Annotated in this window: 20 protein-coding genes and 1 pseudogene; 11 read left to right on the top strand and 10 right to left on the bottom strand. The window is 63.0% G+C overall.

Going from position 1 to position 24,835, the window contains the following annotated elements; genetic code table 11:
- Positions 1–152: 152 nt before the first annotated feature.
- Positions 153–1,151 carry a type I glyceraldehyde-3-phosphate dehydrogenase gene (gene gap, locus H4V98_RS02825; protein WP_196862519.1) on the bottom strand — a complete coding sequence of 333 codons (999 nt, stop codon included), beginning with the start codon at positions 1,149–1,151 and terminating at the stop codon, positions 153–155.
- 116 nt (positions 1,152–1,267) lie between these two features.
- Positions 1,268–3,325 carry a transketolase gene (tkt, locus tag H4V98_RS02820; RefSeq protein ID WP_196862520.1) on the bottom strand — a complete coding sequence of 686 codons (2,058 nt, stop codon included), beginning with the start codon at positions 3,323–3,325 and terminating at the stop codon, positions 1,268–1,270.
- A gap of 200 nt (positions 3,326–3,525) precedes the next feature.
- On the opposite strand from tkt, the gene H4V98_RS02815 reads away from it, so the two are divergent.
- The 3 genes from H4V98_RS02815 to H4V98_RS02805 are packed head-to-tail and all read left to right on the top strand — an operon-like array spanning position 3,526 to position 6,139.
- A complete protein-coding gene (locus H4V98_RS02815; RefSeq protein ID WP_196862521.1) occupies positions 3,526–4,263 on the top strand; it encodes a nucleotidyltransferase family protein in 738 nt (245 codons plus the stop codon).
- Positions 4,264–4,277: 14 nt separating this feature from the next.
- Positions 4,278–5,699: an aminopeptidase P N-terminal domain-containing protein gene (locus tag H4V98_RS02810; RefSeq protein ID WP_196862522.1), complete on the top strand. Its 1,422-nt coding sequence runs from the start codon at positions 4,278–4,280 to the stop codon at positions 5,697–5,699.
- Positions 5,700–5,746: 47 nt separating this feature from the next.
- Complete coding sequence (locus tag H4V98_RS02805; RefSeq protein ID WP_196862523.1) at positions 5,747–6,139, top strand: glutathione S-transferase N-terminal domain-containing protein; 393 nt, start codon at positions 5,747–5,749, stop codon at positions 6,137–6,139.
- Positions 6,140–6,185: 46 nt separating this feature from the next.
- Here the strand turns inward: H4V98_RS02805 and H4V98_RS02800 are convergent, their stop codons facing one another.
- From H4V98_RS02800 to H4V98_RS02790, 3 genes are all read right to left on the bottom strand, one after another.
- A complete protein-coding gene (locus H4V98_RS02800) occupies positions 6,186–6,713 on the bottom strand; it encodes a zeta toxin family protein (protein ID WP_280757261.1) in 528 nt (175 codons plus the stop codon).
- A gap of 68 nt (positions 6,714–6,781) precedes the next feature.
- The gene (locus H4V98_RS02795; protein ID WP_196862524.1) at positions 6,782–7,132 is read right to left on the bottom strand and encodes a hypothetical protein; all 351 of its coding nucleotides are present in this window, start codon (positions 7,130–7,132) and stop codon (positions 6,782–6,784) included.
- Positions 7,133–7,306: 174 nt separating this feature from the next.
- A complete protein-coding gene (locus H4V98_RS02790) occupies positions 7,307–7,534 on the bottom strand; it encodes a hypothetical protein (protein WP_196862525.1) in 228 nt (75 codons plus the stop codon).
- A gap of 61 nt (positions 7,535–7,595) precedes the next feature.
- Between H4V98_RS02790 and H4V98_RS02785 the strand changes: the two are divergent.
- From H4V98_RS02785 to H4V98_RS02765, 5 genes and pseudogenes are all read left to right on the top strand, one after another.
- Positions 7,596–7,757, top strand: a pseudogene (locus tag H4V98_RS02785) (aquaporin); the annotation flags it as partial.
- Positions 7,758–7,783: 26 nt separating this feature from the next.
- Complete coding sequence (locus H4V98_RS02780; protein ID WP_280757870.1) at positions 7,784–8,104, top strand: hypothetical protein; 321 nt, start codon at positions 7,784–7,786, stop codon at positions 8,102–8,104.
- A 456-nt stretch (positions 8,105–8,560) separates the two neighbouring features.
- Positions 8,561–8,725 carry a rubredoxin gene (locus tag H4V98_RS02775; RefSeq protein WP_196862526.1) on the top strand — a complete coding sequence of 55 codons (165 nt, stop codon included), beginning with the start codon at positions 8,561–8,563 and terminating at the stop codon, positions 8,723–8,725.
- Between the two features lie 48 nt (positions 8,726–8,773).
- The gene (locus H4V98_RS02770; RefSeq protein WP_196862527.1) at positions 8,774–9,016 is read left to right on the top strand and encodes a DUF2061 domain-containing protein; all 243 of its coding nucleotides are present in this window, start codon (positions 8,774–8,776) and stop codon (positions 9,014–9,016) included.
- Positions 9,013–10,158 carry an FAD-dependent oxidoreductase gene (locus H4V98_RS02765; protein WP_196862528.1) on the top strand — a complete coding sequence of 382 codons (1,146 nt, stop codon included), beginning with the start codon at positions 9,013–9,015 and terminating at the stop codon, positions 10,156–10,158. Before H4V98_RS02770 ends, H4V98_RS02765 begins: the two co-directional genes overlap by 4 nt.
- A gap of 23 nt (positions 10,159–10,181) precedes the next feature.
- Here H4V98_RS02765 and putP read toward each other — a convergent pair whose 3' ends face one another.
- Positions 10,182–11,672, bottom strand: coding sequence for a sodium/proline symporter PutP (gene putP, locus H4V98_RS02760; RefSeq protein WP_196862529.1), 1,491 nt, complete (start codon positions 11,670–11,672; stop codon positions 10,182–10,184).
- Positions 11,673–11,811: 139 nt separating this feature from the next.
- Positions 11,812–15,891, bottom strand: a complete 4,080-nt coding sequence (gene putA, locus H4V98_RS02755; RefSeq protein WP_196862530.1) for a trifunctional transcriptional regulator/proline dehydrogenase/L-glutamate gamma-semialdehyde dehydrogenase — start codon at positions 15,889–15,891, stop codon at positions 11,812–11,814.
- Between the two features lie 268 nt (positions 15,892–16,159).
- On the opposite strand from putA, the gene H4V98_RS02750 reads away from it, so the two are divergent.
- From H4V98_RS02750 to H4V98_RS02740, 3 genes are all read left to right on the top strand, one after another.
- Entirely contained in the window at positions 16,160–18,490 is a 2,331-nt protein-coding gene (locus H4V98_RS02750; protein WP_231374615.1) for an NADP-dependent malic enzyme, read from the top strand.
- A 256-nt stretch (positions 18,491–18,746) separates the two neighbouring features.
- Positions 18,747–19,094, top strand: coding sequence for a ribonuclease domain-containing protein (locus H4V98_RS02745; protein WP_196862678.1), 348 nt, complete (start codon positions 18,747–18,749; stop codon positions 19,092–19,094).
- Between the two features lie 53 nt (positions 19,095–19,147).
- Entirely contained in the window at positions 19,148–19,573 is a 426-nt protein-coding gene (locus H4V98_RS02740) for a barstar family protein (RefSeq protein ID WP_196862531.1), read from the top strand.
- A 267-nt stretch (positions 19,574–19,840) separates the two neighbouring features.
- Here H4V98_RS02740 and rsmA read toward each other — a convergent pair whose 3' ends face one another.
- The 3 genes from rsmA to H4V98_RS02725 form a co-directional block, all read right to left on the bottom strand.
- Positions 19,841–20,668, bottom strand: coding sequence for a 16S rRNA (adenine(1518)-N(6)/adenine(1519)-N(6))-dimethyltransferase RsmA (gene rsmA / locus H4V98_RS02735; RefSeq protein WP_196862532.1), 828 nt, complete (start codon positions 20,666–20,668; stop codon positions 19,841–19,843).
- A gap of 232 nt (positions 20,669–20,900) precedes the next feature.
- Positions 20,901–22,298 carry a peptidylprolyl isomerase gene (locus H4V98_RS02730; protein ID WP_196862533.1) on the bottom strand — a complete coding sequence of 466 codons (1,398 nt, stop codon included), beginning with the start codon at positions 22,296–22,298 and terminating at the stop codon, positions 20,901–20,903.
- Entirely contained in the window at positions 22,291–24,738 is a 2,448-nt protein-coding gene (locus H4V98_RS02725) for an LPS-assembly protein LptD (protein WP_196862534.1), read from the bottom strand. The genes H4V98_RS02730 and H4V98_RS02725 overlap by 8 nt, the downstream gene beginning before the upstream one ends.
- Positions 24,739–24,835 lie beyond the last annotated feature (97 nt).

The raw sequence follows: 24,835 nt of genomic DNA, 5'->3' as shown, positions 1-24,835 counted from the left end.
GAAATGATGAATAGATTTATGCATGAATACTTTCAGCCCTCATCATAAGTAAATTCGCGATTTTTCTCATTAACGAGAATAGATACTTTCGAAAAATTTCAGGGCAAAAAAAAAGCGCCCTGAGGCGCATTTTTTTTGCAGTTGAAGAAGATTTACTTCGACACGACCCGCGCCATTTCAAGGCACTTGTTTGAATAACCCCATTCGTTGTCGTACCAGGCGACGATCTTGATGAAAGTGCCGTCCAGCGCAATGCTGGCGTCCGCATCAAAAATCGAGGTGCGGGTATCGCCACGGAAGTCCGTCGCGACAACCTTGTCTTCGGTGTAGCCCAGCACACCCTTGAGCGCGCCTTCGCTTTGCGCCTTCATTTCGGCGCAGATTTCCTTCAGCGTCGCTTCGCTGCTCAGCTCGCAGGTCAGGTCCACCACCGACACGTCGGACGTGGGCACGCGGAACGACATGCCGGTGAGCTTTTTGTTCAGCTCGGGAATCACCACGCCGACGGCCTTGGCCGCGCCGGTTGACGAGGGAATGATGTTTTCCAGAATGCCGCGGCCGCCGCGCCAGTCCTTGTTGCTCGGGCCGTCCACGGTTTTTTGCGTGGCGGTGGTGGCATGCACCGTGGTCATCAGGCCGCGCTTGATGCCCCATTTGTCGTGCAGCACCTTGGCGATGGGTGCCAGGCAGTTGGTGGTGCAGCTGGCGTTGCTGATGATGGCCTGGCCGGCGTAGGTCTTGTCGTTCACGCCGAAGACGAACATCGGGGTGTCGTCTTTCGACGGTGCCGAGAAGATGACCTTCTTGGCACCGGCGGTCAGGTGTTTTTCACCGGCAGCCTTGTCCAGGAACAGGCCGGTGGCTTCCAGCACCACATCGGCGCCGACTTCGGCCCACTTCAGGTTGGCGGGGTCGCGTTCCTGCGTCAGGCGGATGCGCTTGCCGTTGACGATCAGCGTGTTGCCTTCGACCGAAACCTCGCCCTTGAAGCGGCCATGCACCGAGTCGTACTGCAGCATGTAAGCCAGGTAGTCCGGCTCCAGCAGGTCGTTGATCGCGACGATTTCGATGTCGCTAAAGTTTTGAACAGCGGCGCGCAACACGTTGCGGCCAATGCGGCCGAAGCCGTTGATACCCATCTTGATCGTCATTCTCTTTCGCTCCTGTAGTTAACTTTTGATCATCCGTTCAGACCGGACCGCGTGGTTTGCGCAAGGTCAAGGGTGAACGGATTGCCTGCCTGGCGCCGGGTTTGTGGCACCAGTCCTTACTTTTTACGCAGCACCTTGCGTACCGTCGCCACCACGTTTTCCGGCGTGAAGCCGAAATGCTTGAACAGCACGCCCGCCGGCGCCGACTCGCCAAAGGTGTCGATGCCGACGACGGCGGCGCAGCCGTATTTCCACCAGCCGTCGGTCACGCCCATTTCCACTGCGATGCGGGGAATGCCTTCGGGCAGGATTTTCGACTTGTAGGCGGCGTCCTGGCGGTCAAACGTCGTGTTGCTCGGCATGGACACGACGCGCACGGCAATTTTTTGCGCCGCAAGCAGTTCCTGCGCCTTCAGCGCCAGCTGCACTTCGGAGCCGGTGGCGATGATGACGGCCTGGGCCTTTTTGTTCAGGCCGACTTCTGCCGGCTCGGCGAGCACGTAGGCGCCCTTGCTGATCTGGCCGACATCGTCTTTCGGCGCGTAGGGCAGGTTCTGGCGGCTCAGCAGCAAGGCTGTTGGACGGCTCTTGTTTTCCAGCGCCACGGCCCAGGCCACAGCGGTCTCGGCGGTATCGCCCGGACGCCAGACGTCGAGGTTGGGAATCAGCCGCAGGCTGGCGGCGTGCTCGATCGACTGGTGCGTCGGGCCGTCTTCGCCCAGGCCGATGGAGTCATGGGTGAAGACGTGAATGACGCGCAATTTCATCAGCGCAGCCATGCGGATGGCGTTGCGCGAGTAGTCGCTGAACGTCAAAAACGTGCCGCCGTAGGGAATGAAGCCGCCATGCAGCGCCACGCCGTTCATGACCGCCGCCATGCCGAATTCGCGCACGCCGTAGTTGATGTGGCGCCCGCCGACCAGGCTGCCGTTGGCCGCTTCGGTTTTCACCACCTCGCCGCTGGCGTCAAAGCGCAGCGCAGGCGTGGCCTTGGTGTTGGTCAGGTTGGAGCCGGTCAGGTCGGCCGAGCCGCCCAGCAGTTCGGGCAGGCCGGCGGTGAACGATTCGAGGGCCAGTTGCGACGCCTTGCGCGACGCCACGTTTTCGGCCCTGGTGTGCGCGCTTACAACGGTGTCGACGGCCAGTTGCGAGAAGCTTTTCGGCAACTCGCCTTTCATGCGACGAACGAATTCAGCCGCCAGCTCGGGATGGGCCTTGGTGTAGGCGGCAAACTTCTTGTCCCAGGCGGCCTCGGCCTTGGCGCCCTTGACCTTGGCGTCCCAGGCCGCGTAGGTTTCCTTGGGCAGGTCGAAGGCGGTGTGCGGCCAGTTGATGGCGGTGCGCGTGAGGCCGATTTCCTCGGCGCCCAGCGGCTCGCCGTGGGCTTTGGAGGTGTTGGCGCGGTTGGGCGAGCCTTTGCCGATGTGCGTCTTGCAGACGATCAGCGTTGGCTTGTCCAGGCTGCTTTTGGCGCCGGCAATGGCGGCCGACACGGCGGTGGCGTCATGGCCGTCCACCACGTCGATCACGTTCCAGCCGCAGGCGGCAAAGCGCATCGGCGTGTTGTCGATGAACCAGGGCGCGACCTGGCCGTCGATGGAAATTCCGTTGTCGTCGTACAGCGCAACCAGCTTGTTCAGCTTCCAGGCGCCAGCCAGCGCGATGGCTTCATGGCTGATGCCTTCCATCAGGCAACCGTCGCCCAGGAACACATAGGTGTGGTGGTCAACGATGGTGTGGTCGGTTTTGCCGCTGACGCGGTTGAATTCGCTGGCCAGCAGCTTTTCAGCCAGTGCCATGCCGACGGCGTTGGTCAGGCCCTGGCCGAGCGGGCCGGTGGTGGTCTCGATGCCTGGCGTCACGTCCACTTCGGGGTGGCCGGGGGTCTTGGAGCCGAACTGGCGGAAGTTCTTCAGCTCTTCGATGGGCAACTGGTAGCCGGTCAGGTGCAGCACTGAATAGATCAGCATCGACGCATGGCCGTTGCTCAGCACGAAGCGGTCGCGGTTCATCCAGTGCGGGTTGGCCGGGTTGTGCCTGAGGTGGTCGCCCCAGAGCGCGACCGCCATGTCGGCCATGCCCATGGGCGCGCCGGGGTGACCGGAGTTGGCTTGTTGCACCGCGTCCATTGCAAGTGCGCGTATCGCATTCGCCATCATTTCGTTTTTGGCCATCAGGCTAAGCTCCGGAAAGTTCGATCGTCAAGGTAATCCGGCATTTTAACGGCCGATGCGCTGACTGCCTCTTGTCGCTGCTTTGTGCAGCGCCGAAACAGCGGCGGCGGCAAATGCCCTAAAGTCGTGCTTATGCAAACCAAACCCTTCTGCGCCAGCCTTTTTTTCTGCCGCGTTCACCGGCTGTTTGGGCGGTGCAGATGAGCCCGCCGATCCCGGCCATGATCCTGGCTGCCGGGCGCGGCGAGCGCATGCGCCCGCTGACCGACGACTGCCCGAAGCCGCTGCTCAAGGTGCACGGCCAGGCGCTGATCGACTGGCATGTGCTGGCGCTGGCACGCGGCGGTTTTCACGAACTGGTCGTCAACACCGCCTGGCTGGGCGAACAAATTTCAAGCCATTTAGACCTTTTGCGCACTACCGGCGGGAACGAGCAGCTATCATTTTCATACTCGCACGAAGGCGATGATTTTGGCTACGCGCTGGAAACCGCTGGTGGCATTGCGCGGGCGCTGCCGCTGCTGGGCGACGTGTTCTGGCTGCTGGCCGCCGATGTGTTCGTGCCCGGTTTTGAATTCTCGCCCGAAGCCGTCAGCCGCTTTGTGGCCGGCGGCAAGCTCGCCCACCTGTGGCTGGTGCCCAATCCGCCGCACAACCCGCACGGCGATTTTGGCTTGGGCGCAGGCGGCCTGGCGCGCAACCTGCCGGCCGGCGATGCCGCGCCGCGATACACCTACAGCACCATCGGCCTGTACCGGCGCGAGTTGTTCGACGCCCTGCCCTTCGGCAATTCGCCAGGCTTGGCGGTCGCATTGGCGCCGCTGCTGCGCGAGGCCATGGACCGCCAGCAAGTCAGCGCCGAGCTGTACCTGGGCGCCTGGACCGATGTCGGCACACCCGAGCGACTGGCCGAACTGAATCAAAATTTCCCGAACTGAAAGCATCCTCCCCCATGAGCACCCTGTTGAACCCTTCTGCTGTCTTTGCCAAACGCCGCGCTGCCATTGGCCGCGCCCTGATCAAGGCCGGCGGCGGCGTCGCCGTGCTGCCGACGGCGCCCGAGATGCCGCGCAACCGCGACAGTGACTTTCCCTACCGCCACGACAGCTATTTTTACTACCTCACCGGCTTCAGCGAGCCGGGCGCCTGGCTGGTGATCGAAGCCAGCGGCAAAACCATCAAGAGCACATTGTTTTGCCGGCCCAAGGATCTGGAGCGTGAAATCTGGGACGGCATTCGCCTCGGCCCTGAAGCGGCGCCTGCGCAACTCGGTGTCGAAGCGGCTTTCAGCGCGGACATGCTCGACGAGAAAATGCCCGAGCTGCTGGCGAACCAGAACGCCGTGTGGTTTCCCTTCGCCACCCACAAGGGACTGGAAACAACGGTCGATGGGTGGCTGAACAAGGTGCGCGCCCGTGTGCGCTTTGGCGCCGAATGCCCGCAAAGCCAGCACGATTTATGCAAATTGCTCGACGAAATGCGGCTGGTCAAGGACGCGCATGAAATCGCCATTTTGCGGCGCGCCGGTGCCATCTCGGCCGGTGCCCATGTGCGCGCCATGCAGACCTCGGCGGCGATGCTGCGCGCCGGTAAAAATGGCGTGCCAGGCGGACTGCGCGAATACCACCTCGAAGCCGAACTGCTGCACGAGTTCCGCCGCCACGGCTCCGAATTCCCGGCCTACACCAGCATCGTCGCCGCCGGTGCCAACGCCTGCGTGCTGCATTACCGCGCCGGCAACGCCGAACTCATACCCGACCAGCTGTGCCTGATCGACGCCGGCTGCGAGCTCGAAGGCTACGCCAGCGACATCACGCGCACCTTTCCGGCCGATGGCAAATTCACCCCGGCGCAGCGCATTCTTTACGACATCGTGCAGGCCTCGCAGGAAGCGGCCATAGCCGCCACGCGGCCGGGCAACCGTTTCATCGACCCGCACAACGCCGCCACGCGGGTGCTCATCGAAGGCATGCTGGACACCGGCCTGCTGGCCAGGGCCAAGCACGGCAGCGTCGATGACGTGCTCGAATCGGGCGCCTACCGCCAGTTCTACATGCACCGCACCGGCCACTGGATGGGCATGGACGTGCACGACTGCGGCGACTACACCGAGCCCGGCAGCCAGCCGCAGCCCGAGAAAGACGCCTTGGGCCAGATGGTCATGCGCAAGCCGTCTCGCATCCTGAAACCCGGCATGGTGCTGACCATCGAGCCCGGCCTGTACGTGCGCCCGGCCAAGGGCGTGCCGAAGAAATTCTGGGACATCGGCATCCGCATCGAGGACGATGCGCTGGTCACCGCCAAAGGCTGCGAGCTGATGACGCGCGGCGTTCCGGTGAAGGCCGACGAGATCGAGGCCTTGATGCGCGGCTGACCTGCGCCTGCCGCCGGGCCGTGGCGACGCACGCCCTAAAATCAGCCATGAAAACTTTTATCCGATTCTTCTTTAAAACCGTGCGCGTCGTCCTGGGCCCGGTGGTGGTGCTCAAGGAAACGCTCACCCGGCCCCGGGGCGTGGTGCGCATCCAGGCCGCGCAGGACAAGGTCAACCGGCAATGCAAGTCGCTGACGCTGTACCAGTACAAGACCTGCCCGTTTTGCAGCAAGGTCCGGCAGGAAATGAGCCGCCTGTCGCTGAACATCCAGCGCATCGACGCGCAGCCCGCCGGCCCCGACCGGCAGGCCTTGCTCCAGGGCGGCGGCCAGGCCAAGGTGCCCTGCCTGAAGATCACCGACAAGGCCGGCAAAAGCGAGTGGCTTTACGACTCGGACAAGATCATTGCGTATTTGCGCGGGCGGTTCGTGGCGGCTTGAGGGCGGGCAGGTGTAGCGCGTTTCAAGGCCGCGACAGGTAAAAAGCTTACTTCGCCGCCAGCATCGCCGCCGCCCAGAGCGGCAACTCGTCCGCCAGCACAGTCGTCAGCGCCTTCTCGCACAGCGCCACCAATCGGTGCGCGCCCAGCTCCACTTCGACCGCATCGTAGAGAAAGGCCAGATCGGCGAGACGCACTGCCTGCCCAAGATAGGCCATGGTGCGCGGATAACGCCCCAAGATGCGGCTGGCCGGAACGTTGTGGCCGCCTTCCCTGACACGCTGGCTGACGCGGGCCACCAGCCGCTGCGGATCGTCCAGGGCCACCACATACAGAACCACCTGATAGCCCAGCGACTGCGCATGGCGGATCAGGTCAAGCTTTGATTCGTGCGAAAAAACGGTTTCGCTGACAAAACCGGCCCGGGCATCGAGCAATGTCTCCCGCCGTGTGTCAGCCCATTCACGCGCCGCTTCGGAACGCTTTTGCAGGTCAGGGACATGCTGCAAACAGTCCCTTTCGTACAGGTCGGCATTGACGAATTCCAGATGGTTTTCAATGGTGCCGCTGGCCACCAAGGCGCGTTAAAGCGTGGATTTGCCTGCGCCGTTCGGTCCGGCCAGAAGGTGAAAAATGGGCGGACTCAAGCAGCTGCGCGCAGCGCGGCGGCCAGCTGGCGGTTGTCTTCAACCAACGTCCGGATATTCGCCTGCAAGACCCCGCTGTTGCTGGCGGCGAGAACGCGAAGCTTGAGTGCCTCCAGCGAATCGGGTATTTTTTGGCGAACTGCTTTGGCCGCCGCCTCATAGCCCTCGATAGCCGCCTGCGCCTCCTGCGCCGTCAAGCCCGAATGCTCGACGATGCGGCCCAGCGTGGCCCAGTATTCAACCTGGCCGGCGACCGAGCGCCGCAGCGGCTGGGCGGCTTCGCGGGCTTGCTGCACCAGGGCGGCGGGAAGTTTGACAGATGAAAAACCGATGGAAGGTGAAGCCATGAAAAATCTCCTGATTGGCGCATTTTGCGCCAGTCGGCATGTTTCTTCAAGACGGCGTTCAGGCCATGGCGCTCAGGAAAACACGCGCCATTGGCGGGCGGGCCACGCCCAGGCTTTAAAAGCACGGCTGAAAGTGTTTTTTCCGTCCGGCCTGCCCCGCCGAAAAGCCGGACGTCAGGTAACCATCAACCCAAAAAATGCGGTATTAAAGCCATTGATTTGTAATGTCGGTCGCCGCTTTCTCAGCCTTGCCTTGCCGGTGTTGACAGAGGGGAACACCCCGATCTGGAGCCGCTGGCCGCGCCGCAACAGGGTCATCTTGCGTTGCGTGGGCGCCATTGCGTTCACCCTGAACCGCTTGCGCCCGAAAAGGCAAAGGCGGTATTCTTTTTTTTCCGGCATACCGGCACGCGCCGGCCACCTGCGCAATATGCCAGCACCTTCGAACTTCGGGAGAGAAAAAATTCCCTTGTCCAATCGACTTGCCGCCGAGTTCTTCGGCACTTTCTGGCTGGTGCTCGGGGGTTGCGGCAGCGCCGTGATCGCGGCAGCCTTTCCGGGCGTGGGCATCGGCCTGACCGGGGTGTCGCTGGCCTTTGGTTTGAGCGTACTGGCCATGGCCTTTGTCCGATCAGCCTGGGGATCAGTGGCATGGAAAACCTCCAGGCCACCGCCAGCCCCTCGCCCTTTACCTGCCCCGATTGCGGCGGCTTGCTGTTCGAGACGGACGACAGGCGCCAGGTACGCTACCGCTGCCATACCGGCCATGCGTTCAGCAGGCGCAGCCTGGCTGATCAACAGGAAACAATGTCCGACGCAGCCCTGTGGACCCGCCTGCGGGGGCTGCAGAAAAAAAAGCCGTATTGCGGCGGCTGGCACAGAGCCAGCACCCTGTCAGCCCGAAAAGCGCACCAGACACACGGCCCGCGGCCGATGCGATTGCCGACCTGTGCAGCGCGACTCGCAAGCTGACCCGGCACGCCCCCCGGTGCCGAGAGCGCGGACTGATTCGGTTTGCAGGTCAATCCGGCAAGTCCCTGCATTGTTTTGGCCGTTGCAGCGTGTGCTGATTTCAAGACGGAACAACCATGACTTCTCAATCAACGCGTTAAAGGTGCACGCTCTGCCTATCGCCTGCTTAGACAAAAACAAATGGTCAGATTGATAGTTTTTAAATATCATTAATCTATATTAATTAAATTAATTCTATTGCAAGAGGACGTTTTACGATGGGCACACTGCGCTTTAACGGCAAGACCTGAGACTTTTGCGAAAAGTACCCCGGCTTTCACACTCTTGCCGAAGTCCGGAAAAGGTGCCACTGGTGCACAGGTCGCGCCATGTGTTTAGCTATGTTATTAATAGCATAATAAGCTTGTCAATGTTGCGCAAACAGTCTTTTTCACCGATAGAACTGAAAGAATTCACATGAAGACCTACCTCTGCCTCATTTGCGGTTTCATCTATGACGAAGCCGCAGGCTTACCCGAAGACGGTATTGCCCCGGGCACGCGCTGGGCCGATGTGCCAGAGAGCTGGATTTGCCCGGATTGCGGTGTGGCCAAGGCCGAGTTTGAAGCGGTCGAGATTTAACTGACAACCTGCATTTCTGTTTTTTGATTGCCTTGAAGGAGTTTCCCCATGCCCAAATTTGCCCGTGACAATTTGCCCACACTGAAGAAAACCGCCACCTATTACGTGGTGCACGTCACGGTGGCGGCGCTGGTGGCCTATGCAGTGACCGGCAACTTTCTGCTGTCGCTGACACTCAGCCTGCTGGAGCCGACGGTGCAGGCGTTTGCCTTTTTCTTCCATGAAAAAGCCTGGCAGCGCTGGGGCGGCAAAGCCAAGGCCACGTCGGCGCCGGCAGGCGCTGCGGCATGACAAATACCGTAGTTGTCATTGGCGCGGGTCTGGCCGGCTGGACCACGGTGCGCGAGTTCCGCAAACTCGACAGCACCACGCCGGTGACCTTGATCACCGGCGACAGTGGGGACTTCTACGCCAAGCCGTCGCTGTCCAACGCCTTTGCGCAAGGCCGGTTGCCGGCCCAGCTCGTCAGCACGCCAGCCGCCAGGATGGCCGAGACACTGGGCGTCACCTTGCTGGCCCACACCCGCGTCCAGGCGCTCGACACTGCAGCGCAGTCGGTCATGACCCCCGCAGGCAGCATTGCCTTTCGTGACCTGGTGCTGGCCACCGGCGCGCAGCCGATTCGCGTGCCGGTCGAGGGCGATGCGGCAGACCGGGTGCTCAGCGTCAATTCGCTGGACGACTTCGCAGTGCTGCATGCGCAGTTGCAAGCCGGCAGCGGTCGCCCGGTGCTGATCATGGGCGCGGGCCTGATCGGCTGCGAGTTTGCCAATGACCTGGCCAGTGCCGGTTTTTGCGTCAGCGTGGTGGACCCGGGCCTGCGCCCGCTGGCCGCCCTGCTGCCCGAAGCGGCCAGCGCCGAGTTGCGCCAGGCCCTGGAAGCGCTGGGGGTGACGTTTCACTTCGGCACCACCGTGCGCCGCGTTGACGCGACCCAGAATGCGGAAAATTTGCAGGTTTTATTGTCAAATGGGCTGCTGGCGCAGGCTGACTGTGTGTTGAGCGCTATTGGTTTGAGAGCGGACACGCGCCTGGCGCAGGCTGCTGGGCTGGCCGTCGAGCGCGGCATCATGGTGAACCGCCAGCTCCGGACCAGCGCGGCGCACGTTCATGCGCTGGGCGACTGCGCGCAGTATGCGCATGGGGTCACCCTGCCCTATGTCATGCCCATCATGACGGCGGCCCGGGCGCTGGCGGCCACGCTGGCCGGAACGCCGAGCGACGCGGTGTTTGCACTGATGCCGGTGTCCGTCAAGACACCGGCATTGCCGTTGGTGGCAGCCCCGCCCAGCCCCGGAACAGCCGGCCAGTGGCATGCACCGGAAGCCGGCCTCTGGCAGTGGCTGGACGAGGCCGGTGTGCAGCGCGGCTTTGTGCTGTCGGGCAGCCGCACCGCGCAGCGCATGGCCGAATCAAAACGCGTGGTCTTGTAGCCCGCGCCGGCGCGCGACAGGCCTCAGGCCTGGACCGTGCCCAGTTCGGTTTCCACCGCCTGGTGGCTTTTCAGCATGGTGGCCGAAGGCTGGCCCATGCGGCTGACCACCACGGTGACCAGCCAGGCCAGGATGAAACCGGGAACGATTTCATACAGGCCGAACCAGCCGCCCTGCTTCCAGACCAGCACCGTCACCGCGCCCACCACGATGCCGGCCAGTGCGCCGTTGCGCGTCATGTGTGACCAGAACAGCGACAGGATGATCACCGGGCCAAAGGCCGCGCCAAAACCCGCCCAGGCGTAGCTGACCATGCCCAGCACCTTGGCTTCGGGGTCGCTGGCAATGCCGATGGCGACCAGCGCAATGGCCATCACCATGGCCCGGCCGACCCACACCAGTTCGGTCTGGCCGGCGCTCTTGCGCAAAAAGGTGCGGTAGATGTCTTCGGTCAGCGCGCTGGAGCAGACCAGCAACTGGCACGACAGCGTGCTCATCACGGCGCCCAGGATGGCGGCCAGCAGCACACCGGCGATCCACGGGTTGAACAGTTGCTTGGCCAGCTCGATGAACACGGTTTCGGAATTGGCGTTGACGGCTGCAGCGCCTTCGGGATGCGCCAGGAAGTAGGGAATGCCGATGAAGCCGACCGCCACTGCACCGAACAGGCACAGGATCATCCAGGTCATGCTGATGCGGCGCGCGGCCGGAATGGTCGCCACCGATTCAGCGGCCATGAAGCGCACCAGGATGTGCGGCTGGCCAAAGTAGCCCAGCCCCCAGGCCAGCAGCGACACGATGCCGACGAATGAAGCGCCCTGCATCATGTCCAGCCTGGCCGGCTCCACCAGGTCGGCAATCGTTTGCGTGGGCTGCAGGCCGCCGGTGACGGCAAGGTAGGCCACAACCGGCGCCACGATCAGCGCGGTGATCATCAAGGACGCCTGAATGGTGTCGGTCCAGCTCACGGCCAGAAAGCCGCCGATAAACACATAGGCGATGGTGCAGGCAGCGCCCACCCACAGCGCAGTCTGGTAAGGCAGGCCGAACATGTTTTCGAACAATCTGGCGCCGGCGACCACGCCCGAAGCGCAGTACACGGTGAAGAACACCAGAATCACCACAGTCGTCAAAATACGCAGCAGGTTGGCCTTGTCCTCGAAACGGTTGGCAAAATAGTCGGGCAGCGTCAGCGCATTGCCGGCGCGCTCGGTGTAGAGCCGCAGCCGCGCCGCCACGAATCGCCAGTTCAGGTAGGCGCCCATGATCAGGCCGACGCCAATCCAGGCTTCGCTCAGGCCCGACAGATAAATCGCGCCCGGCAAGCCCAGCAGCAGCCAGCCGCTCATATCAGAAGCGCCGGCCGACAGCGCGGTGACAAAGCTGCCCAGGCTGCGGCCGCCCAGAATGTAGTCGTCGAGGTTGTCGGTGGCGCGGTAGCCCAGAAAGCCGATGAACAGCATGCCAATCAGGTAGATGCCGAAGGTGATGACGGTGGGATCCGTGAAGTTCATGGGTGTCTCCTCAAAGTAGGATGTGATGAATCAAAAGATAAGCGCGGTCCCTGCCGTCAGGCAGATAGCGCCGGCTCGCCCCGGGATGTCAGGGCGGCCGTCGAGGGGAAAGGTGACCGGACGAAGAAAAAGTTGACGCTCAGCCCATGGTCATGAGTTGCGCGTTGCCGCCGGCGGCGGCCGTGTTGGTGCTGATGCTTTGCTCGTGCATCAGCGCGCTCACGTCGTACACGGCGCCGGCGGCCAGTTGCGCCGACGTCAGGTTTTCAACCCGCACGATGGCGCCAGGGTGCTCGGCAATGCGCGGCAACAAGGCCTGCAAAGCATCGCCGTCGCCCTCGAACAGCATCGCGCTCAGCTGCGTTTCACCCATCAATTTCCCGGCGCTTCGGGTTTGGACAAAAGCCTTCACCTCGGCCGGCAGCGCGGCCAACGCCAGCGCCACCGGGCTGTGCGCCGCAGGTGTTTCCAGCCAGCACGGGTTGCCGCTGGCCAGTGCGGCGGCGACCTGCTGCACCAGGCCAAGCGCGGTTTGCGGCACGGCCCAGACGGCGCCGCGCGGCAGCAGCCGGTAACGGTTTGACTCCCCGGTCGGGCCGGGCAAGGTGAACCACTGGCCCAGCACACTGCTGGCGCGGTAAGCGTTGCAGGCGGTTTCGGCACGGGCCGCGTCACCGCTGGTCTGCCAGCCGTCGAGCGCTAAAAATACCGGGCCTTTCAGCGCTTCGCCCAGGATTTGCAAGGCCCGCAAGGCAGGCAGGTCGGCCGGTTTTGGCACGGCAACCGGCGCTGCGCCGCGGCTCACCGGCATCGCCGGCAGCATGGCCAGCGCCTGGTTGCCCTGCGCCGGGCCGGCCTGCAGCAAGCGATAAAGGTACAGCGGGCCGCCCGCCTTGGGGCCGGTGCCGGAAAGCCCCATGCCGCCAAAGGGCTGCACGCCGACCACCGCGCCAATCACGTTGCGGTTGACGTAGATGTTGCCAGCCTGCACTTTTTGCGTCACCTGGGCAATGGTTTCGTCGATGCGGCTGTGCACGCCGAAAGTCAGGCCATAGCCGGTGGCGTTCAGCGCATCGAGCACCTTGCCCAGTTGGTCGCGGCGGTAACGCAGCACATGCAGCACCGGGCCGAAGACTTCGCGCTTCAAGCGCTCGATGCTGTCGATCTCGATCAGCGCGGGCATCACGAAATGGCCCTGGGCCGCACTTTCGTCGCGCCCCATGCGGGTGACGCGCTGGCCTTCGGCCTGCATCTGCGCAATGTGCTGCTCGATCTGGGCGCGGGCGTCTTCGTCAATCACCGGGCCCACGTCGGTGTGCATGCGGTCGGGGTTGCCCATGACCCATTCGCGCATGGCGTGCTTGACCATGTCCACCACGCGCTCGGCGCCGTCTTCCTGCAGGCACAGCAGGCGCAATGCCGAACAGCGCTGGCCGGCGGAATCGAACGCCGACGACAGCACGTCGTCCACCAGTTGCTCGGCCAGCGCGGACGAGTCGGCCACCAGCGCGTTCTGACCGCCGGTTTCGGCGATCAGCGCAATCGGGTGGCCCTGCGGGCTCAGGCGTTTGGCCAGCGTCTGCGCAATCAGCCGTGACACCTCGGTCGAGCCGGTGAACATCACGCCTGCCACCTGGCGGTGCGCCACCAGCGCGGCGCCGACGGTGTCGCCGGTGCCGGGCACCAGTTGCACGGCATCGACCGGCACGCCGGCTTCATGCAGGATCCTGACCATCACATCGGCCACCAGCGGCGTCTGCTCGGCCGGTTTGGCCAGCGCGCAGTTGCCACTGGCCAGCGCAGCGGCGACCTGGCCGGCAAAAATCGCCAGCGGGAAGTTCCACGGGCTGATGCACAGCACCACGCCCAGCGGGCGGTGCGTGTCGTTGTCAAAGGTGGCGGCCACCTGGGCGGCGTAGTAACGCAGGAAATCCACCGCCTCGCGCACTTCGGCGATCGCGTTGGGCAGGGACTTGCCGGCTTCGCGCACGATCAGACCGAGCACGCTTTGCGTACGCTGCTCCAGCACGTCGGCGGCGCGTGTCAGGCAAGCAGCGCGTTCTTGCGGCGGCGTGCCATGCCAGATTTGCGCGGCACGGGCAGCGCGGCTGACCGCTTGCTCGACATCCTGCGACGTGGCGGGGCGCACCCAGCCAACCTGGTCGCGGGTGTCGGCCGGGTTCAGCACCGGCTGCCAGCCGTCGGCAGCAGCGCTATTAATAGAGAAGCTGCTCACGCCCGTACCACCTGCGCAAGCGGTATAAATGCCTTGTGTGCTGCGCAACAGGCCGGCAGAGAGCGATGCGAGTTGCTGCTCGTTTGCCAAATTCAGGCCCGACGAGTTCAGCCGCGACTGCGCGCCCAGGTCGGCAAACATCTGGCGCGGCAGCGGAATCTTCGGGTGCGGCGCGCCCAGATGGCCGGTGTCACGCTCGATCTGCCGCACTTCGGCCACCGGGTCCACCACCAGTTCGGCCACCGGCACATTGGCGTCGCCAATGCGGTTGACAAACGAGGTGTTGGCGCCGTTTTCCAGCAAGCGGCGCACCAGGTAGGCCAGCAAGGTTTCGTGCGTGCCGACCGGGGCGTAAATGCGGCACGGCCGCGCCAGCTTGCCGTCGGCCACGCTGCCCGTGACCTGGTCGTACAGCGGCTCGCCCATGCCGTGCAGGCACTGGAATTCGTACTGGCCGCTGTAGTAGTTGTTGCCGGCCATGTGGTAGATGCTTGCAACGGTCTGCGCGTTGTGGGTGGCAAACTGCGGATAGACCGCGTCGGGCGCGGCCAACAGCTTGCGCGCGCAGGCCAGGTAAGACACGTCGGTGTGCACCTTGCGCGTGTACACCGGGTAGCCGTCCAGGCCATCGAGCTGGGCGCGCTTGATTTCGCTGTCCCAGTAGGCGCCCTTGACCAGCCGGATCATCAGCCGGTGGCTGCTCCGGCGGCCCAGGTCAATCAGATGGTCGATCACGTAGGGGCAGCGCTTCAAATACGCCTGCACCACAAAACCAATGCCGTTCCAGCCCTTGAGTGCCGGCTCGAAGCACAGGCTTTCCAGCAGGTCGAGCGACAACTCCAGCCGGTCGGCCTCTTCGGCGTCGATGTTCAGGCCGATGTCGTACTGGCGCGCCAGCAACGCCAGTTGAAGCAGGCGCGGCAGCAACTCGCCCATCACGCGGTCGCGCTGGGCCCGGCTGTAGCGCGGGTGCAGCGCCGACAGCTTGACCGATATGCCCGGCCCTTCATGGATGCCGCGCCCGTGCGAGGCCTTGCCGATGGCATGGATCGCCTGCTCGTAAGACGCCAGGTAGCGCTCGGCGTCCTGTTCGGTGATGGCGGCTTCGCCCAGCATGTCGTAGGAATAGCGAAAGCCGGCTTTTTCCAGCGACCGGCTGTTGGCCAGCGCTTCGGAAATGGTCTGGCCGGTCACGAACTGCTCGCCCATGAGCTTCATGGCGCGGTGCACGCCCTGGCGGATCAGCGGCTCGCCGCCCTTGCCGATCAGCCGGGTCAGCGACGAGGCCAGGCTTTTCTCGCTGCTGGTCGAGGTCAGCTTGCCGGTCAGCATCAGGCCCCAAACGGCGGCATTGACAAACATCGACGGCGAGTTGCCCAGGTGCGCATGCCAGTCGCCGCGGCTGATCTTGTCGCGAATCAGCGCGTCGCGGGTGGCATTGTCGGGAATGCGCAGCAGCGCTTCGGCCAGGCACATCAGCGCCACGCCTTCCTGGCTGGAGAGCGAAAACTCCTGCACCAGCGCTTCGACGCCGCCGGTGTCTTGTCTGCCGCGCAAACCTTCCACCAAACGGGTGGCGAGCGTTTCAATGGCGGTGCGTTGCGTCGCATCAGCGGCATGCGCCAGTTGCACCAGCAGCGGCAGGCATTCTTCCTCGGGCCGGTGCCAGGCGGCGGTGATCGCGGCGCGCAGGTCGGTCTGCGGCAACACGTTTTGCGCCCAGTCAAGGAAAGGCGGCGCAGGATGCCCCACGCTGGCCACCAGCGCCGGATCGTCCGCCTCTTCAGATTCAGCCAGCTCGGCGAGACCGGTTGCCCCCGGGGTTGCACCGAGTGGCGACAAACCCCGCTCCAGGCTTTCAACATACTGCAAAACCGCTTGCTTGATGAGCCAGTGCGGCGCCCTGCCCTGCTGGGCTGCGGCCTCCCGGATGCGGTCTCGGAGCGTTTCGTCAACTTTGAGGCCGAGCGTGACTGTAGACATGGGTTGCACCTTTGTTGCAAAGTAAGTGCAACCAATTTTACGCAAGGTACAACCCGAACAGAATGCGGGTTAACCCTTTTATTTTGGGCATCTGGAGCAGGAAGTGGTGCCGATCCTTAAAAACGCTGATCTGTGTGAATAAGTCAAAAGCACTCCGCCCTGGAATGCGGTTTTCCACACGGGCTCCGTAATTTGTGCGGCCTACAATCGAAAACCGTACAAAAAAGAGCTGACGGCCGCACTGACCGTCCTAGCTGGAGACTTATCGATGTCCATACCATCTGCTGCGACGCCCCACGATCTTGAAAACGAGCGTAACGAAAAGCGCGCTGAATTGCGCCGTGCCGCGCTTGAGTACCACGAGTTCCCCACGCCCGGCAAGATCGCCATAAGCGCCACCAAGCAGCTGACCAACCAGCACGACTTGGCGCTGGCTTATTCGCCGGGTGTCGCCGCGCCCTGCGAGGAAATCGTCAAGGACCCGAACGCCGCCTTCAAGTACACCAGCCGGGGCAACCTGGTCGCCGTGATCACCAACGGCACGGCCGTGCTGGGCCTGGGCGACATCGGCCCTCTGGCGTCCAAGCCGGTGATGGAGGGCAAAGCCGTGCTGTTCAAGAAGTTCGCTGGCGTTGATGTGTTCGACATCGAGATCGACGAAAAGGACCCGGTCAAGCTGGTCGAGATCATTGCTTCGCTCGAACCCACCTTTGGCGCCATCAACCTCGAAGACATCAAGGCGCCCGACTGCTTTTATGTCGAGCGCGAGTTGCGCAAGCGCATGAAGATTCCGGTGTTCCACGACGACCAGCACGGCACCGCCATCACCGTCGGCGCAGCCATGCTCAACGCCATGAAAGTGGCCGGCAAGGACCCGAAAACAGTCAAGCTGGTGACGTCCGGCGCCGGGGCAGCCGCGCTGGCCTGCCTGGGCCTGCTGCTCAAGCTCGGCATTCCGCGTGAAAACGTCTATGTCACCGACCTGGCCGGCGTGGTGTACGAAGGCCGGACCGAGCTGATGGACGAGGACAAAATCCAGTTTGCACAGCCCACGGCGGCGCGCACACTGGGCGAGATCATCGAAGGCGCCGACATTTTCCTGGGCCTGTCGGCGGGCGGCGTGCTGAAAAAAGACATGGTCGCGAAGATGGCGGCGCGGCCCATCATCTTTGCACTCGCCAATCCGAATCCGGAGATATCACCCGAAGACGTCAAGTCCGTGCGCGATGACGCCATCATCGCCACCGGGCGCACTGATTACCCGAACCAGGTCAACAATGTCCTGTGCTTCCCGTATATCTTTCGCGGTGCGCTCGACGCAGGTGCCTCGACCATCACCATCGAGATGGAAATCGCCGCTGTCCATGCCATTGCAGAACTCGCGCAAGCCGAGCAAAGCGAAGTGGTGGCGGCCGCCTATGTCGGTGAAAAGCTGTCGTTCGGCCCGGAATACCTGATTCCCAAGCCCTTCGATCCGCGCCTGATGATGAAGATTGCGCCTGCGGTGGCAAAAGCGGCGGCCGACAGCGGCGTGGCTTTGCGCCCGATTCAGGACATGAACCTGTACCGCGAACGGCTGCAGAGCTTTGTCTATGCCTCCGGCACGATCATGAAGCCGATTTTTACTGCTGCCAAGGCAGCCGCCCGCAAACGCATCGCCTATGCCGAAGGTGAAGAAGAAAAGGTCCTGCGCGCCTGCCAGATCGTGGTCGATGAAGGTGTGGCCCGGCCAACGCTGATTGGCCGCCCGGCGATCATTGCCCAGCGCATCGAGAAGTTTGGCCTGCGCCTGAAGGAAGAGCTGGATTACGACGTTGTCAATGTCGAGCAAGACCACCGCTACCGCGACTTCTGGCAGACCTACCACCGCATGACCGAGCGCAGTGGCGTGACGGTGCAGATGGCCAAGATCGAAATGCGCCGCAGGCTCACCCTGATTGCCGGCATGCTGCTGCTCAAGGGCGATGTCGATGGCCTGATCTGCGGCACCTGGGGTACCACGGCGCACCACCTGGCCTATCTGGACCAGGTAATCGGCAAGCGCCAGGGCGTCAACACCTATGCCTGCATGAACGGGCTGATGCTGCCGGGCCGTCAGGTGTTTTTGCTCGACACCCACGTGAACTACGACCCGACGGCGGAGCAGCTGGCGGAAATCACCACCATGGCCGCCGAGGAAATGATGCGTTTCGGCATCAAGCCCAAGGCGGCCTTGCTGTCGCATTCGAATTTCGGTTCGTCCAACCACCCGAGCGCGCTGAAGATGCGCCGCACGCTGGAGCTGCTGCGCGAACAGACGCCGTGGCTGGAAGTTGATGGCGAAATGCATGGCGACGTCGCACTCGACGCCAAAGCCCGCAGGCTCATCATGCCCAACAGCAGTCTGAATGGCGAAGCCAATCTGCTGGTGCTGCCCAATATCGACGCCGCCAATATTTCCTACAACCTGCTCAAGACCGCCGCCGGTGGCAACATTGCCATTGGCCCGGTGCTGCTGGGCGCCAACAAGCCGATGCATATCCTGACACCGACTGCCACGGTGCGCCGGATCGTCAACATGACGGCTCTCACGGTGGCAGACGCCAACGCTGCGCGATAAGCCAGTTCCTTTACGGCCACAACAACATCAGAGGGCTTTTGAGCCCTCTTTTTAATGCCTAAAATTTCAGCAATTGCTTGCCTTTTGTTTCAGCATGCGGCAAACTACCCTTCTTGAAATTTAAGGGTTAACCCGAAAATCTGGCTGGTTGACGCTGAATTCAAGAAAGGTATTTTTCATGCAGGGATTGCGCAGTAATGGGTCCGGACGCTGGCGTCAAGCTGGCTTGACGGTGCTGCTGGCGGTTTCGGCCGGTATGGCGATAGTGCCTTTTGGCGCGGCCCTTGCCAGAACCACTTCTTCGCCGGCGCTGGCCGACACCGTTGCGCTCGCCGAGTTGCCTCCCCAGGGACGCAGCATGCTGACGCTGATTTATCAGGGCGGACCTTTCAGGCATGACAAGGACGGCGTGGTGTTTGGCAACCGTGAACGGCTGCTTCCGGCAAATGTTCGCGCTTATTACCGCGAATACACCGTCCGAACACCTGGAGAGCGCAGCCGAGGTGCCCGGCGCATCGTGTGTGGTGGCTTGCAAGCCGCAGCGCCCGATGCCTGTTTTTACACCGATGATCACTATGCGAGTTTTCGCAAAATCGTTCATTAACCAGAACTGTGGTTGTTATTTTGACTTTAGAACTAAGAGAAAGAGAAGCGGAGATGGATACACCACTTCGTAAGGACGACGAAATACCTTTGAAGGGCATAAGGCCCAACATTGTGCAGTCCATACGCGCCTTCCGGGTGCCCGAGTTGCAGGAAGCGGCCACGAAGCTGAACCAGCATTTCCTGTATGCCAACCTGGGCAACGCCCAGAGCAAGCAGGACATCCTGGACATGATCGCGGCCCAATACACCTTTCCGGCGCATTTCGGCAAGAACTTTGACGCCCTGTACGACTGCATGACCGACCTAGTGCACAAGTCAGGCCCGCAGCCCGGCTTCATCGTCGTGCTGGAACAGATTCCCGCACACGCCAAGTTCGACAAGGAAGCGCGCGAGCAACTGCTCGACATCTTCAGGGACGCGTCCGACTACTGGGCAGACCGCAAGATACCGTTCCGCTGCTTCTATTCTTTTCTGTAGCCCGCTCCCCGGACATTGGCCAAGGGGATCGGGCGAATCAGGCCCAGCAAGTCGTGCTAGATGGTGATGAACCGATGCCGACCGACAAACTTCTCGATGTGTCGCCGTTGGCGTTGCGCATGAGCAGTCCTTTCAATGCAAGCTACTGGCTTGCAGCAGCCTGAACCACGGTTCAGGCTGAAAACAAAAAACCCGCAACTTGCGGGTTTTTTTATGGCCAAAAACAACCATTTGCACTTATCTGACGAACCTATGCAGCTACTGTTTTTACAGTGCTTCAGTGTCTTTAGTCTGAGCAGTGCCGGCTTCAACCTGCTGCGTCAGCGCCAGATACTCAGCCACCGGCACTTCTTCGGCACGCCGCTTGACATCGAAGTCACCGGAAAATTCTTTTTGTTCCAGCCACTTCCCCAGCGTGTGGCGCAGCAGCTTGCGCCGCTGGCTGAACGCCACCCGGACCAGTTCGCTGAGAAGCTTGACGTCGAGCTTTTCCGGCTCGGCATGCGGCACCATGCGCACAATGGCGCTGTCCACGCGCGGCGGCGGATCAAAACTCTGCGGCGGGACGTGCAGCACGTTTTCCATGGCATAGCGCCACTGCAGCATGACGCTGAGCCGGCCATAGTCGCTGGTCGAGGGCGAGGCCACCATGCGGTCGATGACTTCCTTTTGCAGCATGAAATGCTGGTCCTCAATCACATCGACCGCATCGAGCAGGTGAAACAGGATGGGCGTGGAAATGTTGTAGGGCAGATTGCCGACCACTCGGAGCTTGGGAGCCCCCACGCTCGCCGCTTCAGGAGACTCCAACCGGATTTGCTCAGCCAGTTGCCTGAAATCGACCCGCAACACATCCGACTCGACCACGGTCAGCTGCGGATTCGTGCGCAACTGGCGCGCCAGATCGCGGTCCAGCTCAATCACCGTCAGGTGCCCAAGCTGCGCCACCAGGGGCCGTGTCATCGCCGCAAGCCCAGGCCCGATCTCGACCATCGGCTGGCCGGGCAACGGTGCAATCGCGTCAACAATGCCGTCGATGATCAGCCGGTCGGTCAGGAAATGCTGGCCGAAGCGTTTGCGTGGGATGTGCTTCATGCAACGCAAACCATTGAACCGCGTGAAGCAGTGAGCACGATGGTTTTCTCTCTACTCCAGCAGGGGCCGCGGAACCGGCTTTGCCGGGCCGCAGGCTGCAGGCTGCGGCTCCAAGCCCGCCTGCGCGGGCTTGGACAGCCTGCAGATGCGCCGCCTCTGGCGGTGTGGCGCCCTGCAAGGGCAGCAGCCCCCTCGGGGGGCAGCGCAGCACACGAAATGGCAAGCGTGGGGGTCATTGAGGCACTTCGCGGAATTCCACGTAGGCACGGCCGCGAATGTCCTCGGCCCAGCGCACCAGCGCTTCCTCCTGCTTTTTCTCGCGCACCACGCCGCGCACCATCTCGCGCTGTTCGCGCGGTGACACGGGCACCTCGCGGCGCTCCAGCACCTGCAGCAGGTGAACGCCGAAACGCGACACCAGCGGGTCGGACACCTGGTTGGGCGCCAGAGAATTCATGACTTTTTCAAACTCCGGAACAAAGGCGCCGGCAGGTGCCCAGCCCAGGTCGCCGCCCTCTTTGGCCGAGCCGTCCTGGCTGTTCTCGCGCGCCAGTGTCGCAAAGTCGGCCTGGCCGGCCTCGATGCGCTTTTTGAAGCCCGCAAGTTTCTCGATGGCAGCTGCCTCGGTCAGCTGGGGCGTCAGCCGCAGCAGGATGTGGCGCGCATGGGTTTGCGCAACGACGGCGTCTGGCAGGCCACCCTGGCTTTTCTCGATCACCTTCAGGATGTGAAAGCCAGCGGGGCTGCGCACCGGACCGGCCAGCTCACCGGCGCGCAGATTTTTTGTCGCCTCGACAAACAGCGGCGGGTAGCGGTCAGCACTGCGCAAACCCATCTGGCCGCCATTGCCGCGCGACGCCGAAACCTCGATCGCCAACCCGGCGAAGTCGGCGCCGGAACGGGCGCGTTCCAGCACCTGCTGGGCCTTGGCCTGCAGGATGGCGATCTGGTCGGGCGTGGCTTTTTCAGGCACCGCCACCAGGATTTCAGCCAGATTGAGCGCCGCCGGCGCTGCGCTGGCCGCACCCGGCTGACCTTGCTGATCGCGCAGGTAGGCGTCGATCTCCGACTCGCTGACATTCACCTTGACTTCGCGCTGGCGCAGGCGGCTGATCAGCAGTTCGTCGCGGATCTCGGAGCGGAACTGGTCATAGTCGATGCCGTCGGCCTTCAGCCGCAAGCGCAACTCGTCAACCGTGATCTGGTTCTGTCGGGCCACCGTCTGCACCGCGCCCTCGACGGCGTTGTCGTCGATCTTCAGGCCCGAGGCCTGCGCGGCCTGCAGCTGTGCCTTGTCGCTGACCATGCGCTCGAGCAGCTGAGGCAACAGTTGGTTGCGCGGCGGCACGGCGCTGCCCTGCTGCTTGAGCAACTGCTCGGTGCGCAGCAGCTTGGCACGCACTTCGTTGTTGGTGATTGGCTCGGAATTGACCACGGCCACGATGAAATCGGCCTGGCGCTGGGCGCCTTCGCGCGGCGCCGTGCTGGCAGACGGCGGTGCAGGCACCACAAGCCGCGGCGTGGCCGAAGGGCGGGTGATTTGGGCGTGCACGGCGCCCAGGGGCAGCGCCAGCAGAAGCACCAGCGCGGCGGACAGCGGCCGGACAGTAAAAAAGCGGTGTTTAGTCATAAGTGGTGAAGCGGCTGGGAGGGCTGATTTTGTCACGCAGGTTCTGGTAGCGTGGCACGTTGTTCTTGAGGGTTTCAAGCGGGCTCGAGCCAAGGCGTGAAAAACCCACCAATTCAAGCTGGAACAAGATGCGCGTGCTGGACGTCGCGGTGCTGTTTTGCGAGCGCTGCAGCACGACGCGGCCAATCCAGCAGCAGCCATCGTATTCAACACCCACGACCGCGTCGACCAGCTTTTTCTCCAGCGTACTGTAGTTCAGCCGACCCACGCTGTAGTAGCGCCCGCCGCCCTGGCCGCGTCCGGCGCCCAGGTCTTGGCCCTTGTCGCCCCACAGGTCATTGATCGGCCACTGCCAGCCAACGTCGACCTGCTGGCTGATGTTGCGCTGGCGGCGAAAGGCGGCGCTGACGGTGCGGTAATTGCCCGGGTTATAGCGCACGCCGATGGACGCCAGTTCCGACTCCTTGATCTTGGGGTTGTACTGGACCGTGCCGTCGAACGACCACTGGGGTACCCAGTTGACCGAAGCGCCGACCAGCAGGTCGCTGACGCGGTCGGTCACCGGCAGTGCGCCGGGCACGGGTGTGGTGCCGATGCCGGGGAGGCTGACGCGCTGGTCGTCGAAGCGCAGGCGCTGCGCCACGCCCAGGCGCACCGCCTCGACGCCGGTGGCCGGGTCCAGCAGGCGCGAGGTCAGGCCCAGCGTGAGCAGGTTGGCGTCCGAGATGCGGTCGTTGCCGACAAAGGCGTTTTCGGTGAAGACGGTGGCGAAGTTGAAGCTGTTCGCGCCCGAGTCGTAGTTCGGCAGGAAATCCTGGTTGCGGTAAGGCGTTCGCACATAAAAGGCGCGCGGCTCCAGCGTCTGGGTGAAGCTGCGGCCGAAATAACTGGCGTCGCGCTCGAAGGTCAGGCCGCTGTCCAGGCTGAAGGTCGGCACGACGCGCGTGGCCGACGTGGCGCCATTGGCCAGCGGCGACTCGAACTGGTAGCTGCTGGCATGCAGTTGCACCTTGGGCGTGACGTAGCCCCAGGGTGCCAGCCACGGGCGGCTGACCTGGAGTTTGGTAAACGCGCGGTTGCCATTGGGCTGCTTCGTCAGGTTCTGGTCGGCGGAAAAGCGTGTGAAATCCGTTTCAGCCGACCAGTCAAAGCCGCTGCCCAGCCCCAGCAACGGGGCATCGACACGGGTGTAGGCCGCCGTCAGTTGCGGCAGGCGGTCATACGGCGGGATGATGGGCGAGTTCACATCCTGCAGCGTCTGCCACTTCAGCGCCCGCACCGCCGATGAAAAATAGCCTTTGTTCCAGCTGAGCGTAGCGTCCTGCGTCAGCAGCCGCTGCGTGACCTGGCCGGTGGCCACCGGAAAGTCGCGCCAATAGTCGTTGTCGCTGACCTTGTTCAAATTCAGGTTCAGCCCCACGCCGCCGATGGATGGCACGCCGGTGTCGATGGCGCCGCTGTGCTGCAGCGAGTACGACCAGCGGTCGCGGTCGCGCAGCTTGTCGCCAGGCAGCACATTGGCGCGCAACTGGCCCTTGTAGGTCGGCTCCAGGTAGCGGAACTCGCCGGCCAGATCAACGCCGCGCTTGGTCATGATGGCGGGCGAGAAGGTGGCATCCCGGTTGGGTGCGATGTCGAAGTAATACGGCTGGCGGACTTCAAAGCCGTTGAGCGAATCCAGGCCCAGCGTGGGCGGCAGGAAGCCCGATTTGCGCTTGTCGCTGAGCGGAAAGCTGATCTTGGGGAAGGCCAGGATCGGCACCTCCTTGAAACGCACGACAGCGCCCGTGGCCACGCCGACTTCGCGGTCCAGGTCAAAGTCGACACGGGTCGCGGTCATTTCCCAGGCCGGCTTCCAGCTTTCCTCGTTGCCCCGCTCACAGGTGGTGTAGGTGGCGCGGAGCGCACTGAAATGCTTGTCGTCGATGAAATCGACGCGCTCGGCCTGGCCGTTGCCGCCGTTTTGCAGAAAGCGGTAGCGCGGCGTGGTGAAAAAGCCTTCGAAACGGTCGAGCTTGAGTTGCAGCTCGGGGCCTTCAAAGCGGTTGCCGGCATTGTTGATGCGCACATTGCCGGTGCTGATGAGCTGGTCGTCGGGCTGGTAGTACTCGATGCGGTCAGCGCGCATTGATGTAGCGCCACGGCGCAGTTCGGCATTGCCCTTAATCACGGTTTCCAGGTCCGGTCGGCCCGAAATGGTGTCGCCAAAGACGAAGGTCGGTCCCTCGTCTCCGGGCTCTTTTGAAACGCTTTCGGCCAGCAGGGGCGAGCTTTTGAGCGCCAGGGGCGCGGACGCCATGGCGCTGTCGGCCACCACGGCAGCCGTTTGCGCATGGCCGGGTCCGGCGACGGCCAGCCCCAGCGCGGCAAGCATCGCCAGCCGGGAGACCGCATGGGCTACCGGGGAAAGAATAAAGAAGGGGCGGGATGCGTGGCGCATCGTTTGTATGAGATAAACCCGTTTGTAAAATCAGGGTTGATTATCCATGACCCTCCTGCCCCGGCCCGCGCCGGGCTGCCGCACCGACCAAGGGCTT

This window comes from Polaromonas sp. CG_23.6 (assembly GCF_029892315.1).
In the GTDB taxonomy this organism is placed as follows: domain Bacteria; phylum Pseudomonadota; class Gammaproteobacteria; order Burkholderiales; family Burkholderiaceae_C; genus Polaromonas.
This window is presented reverse-complemented; position numbering and strand designations above follow the sequence as displayed.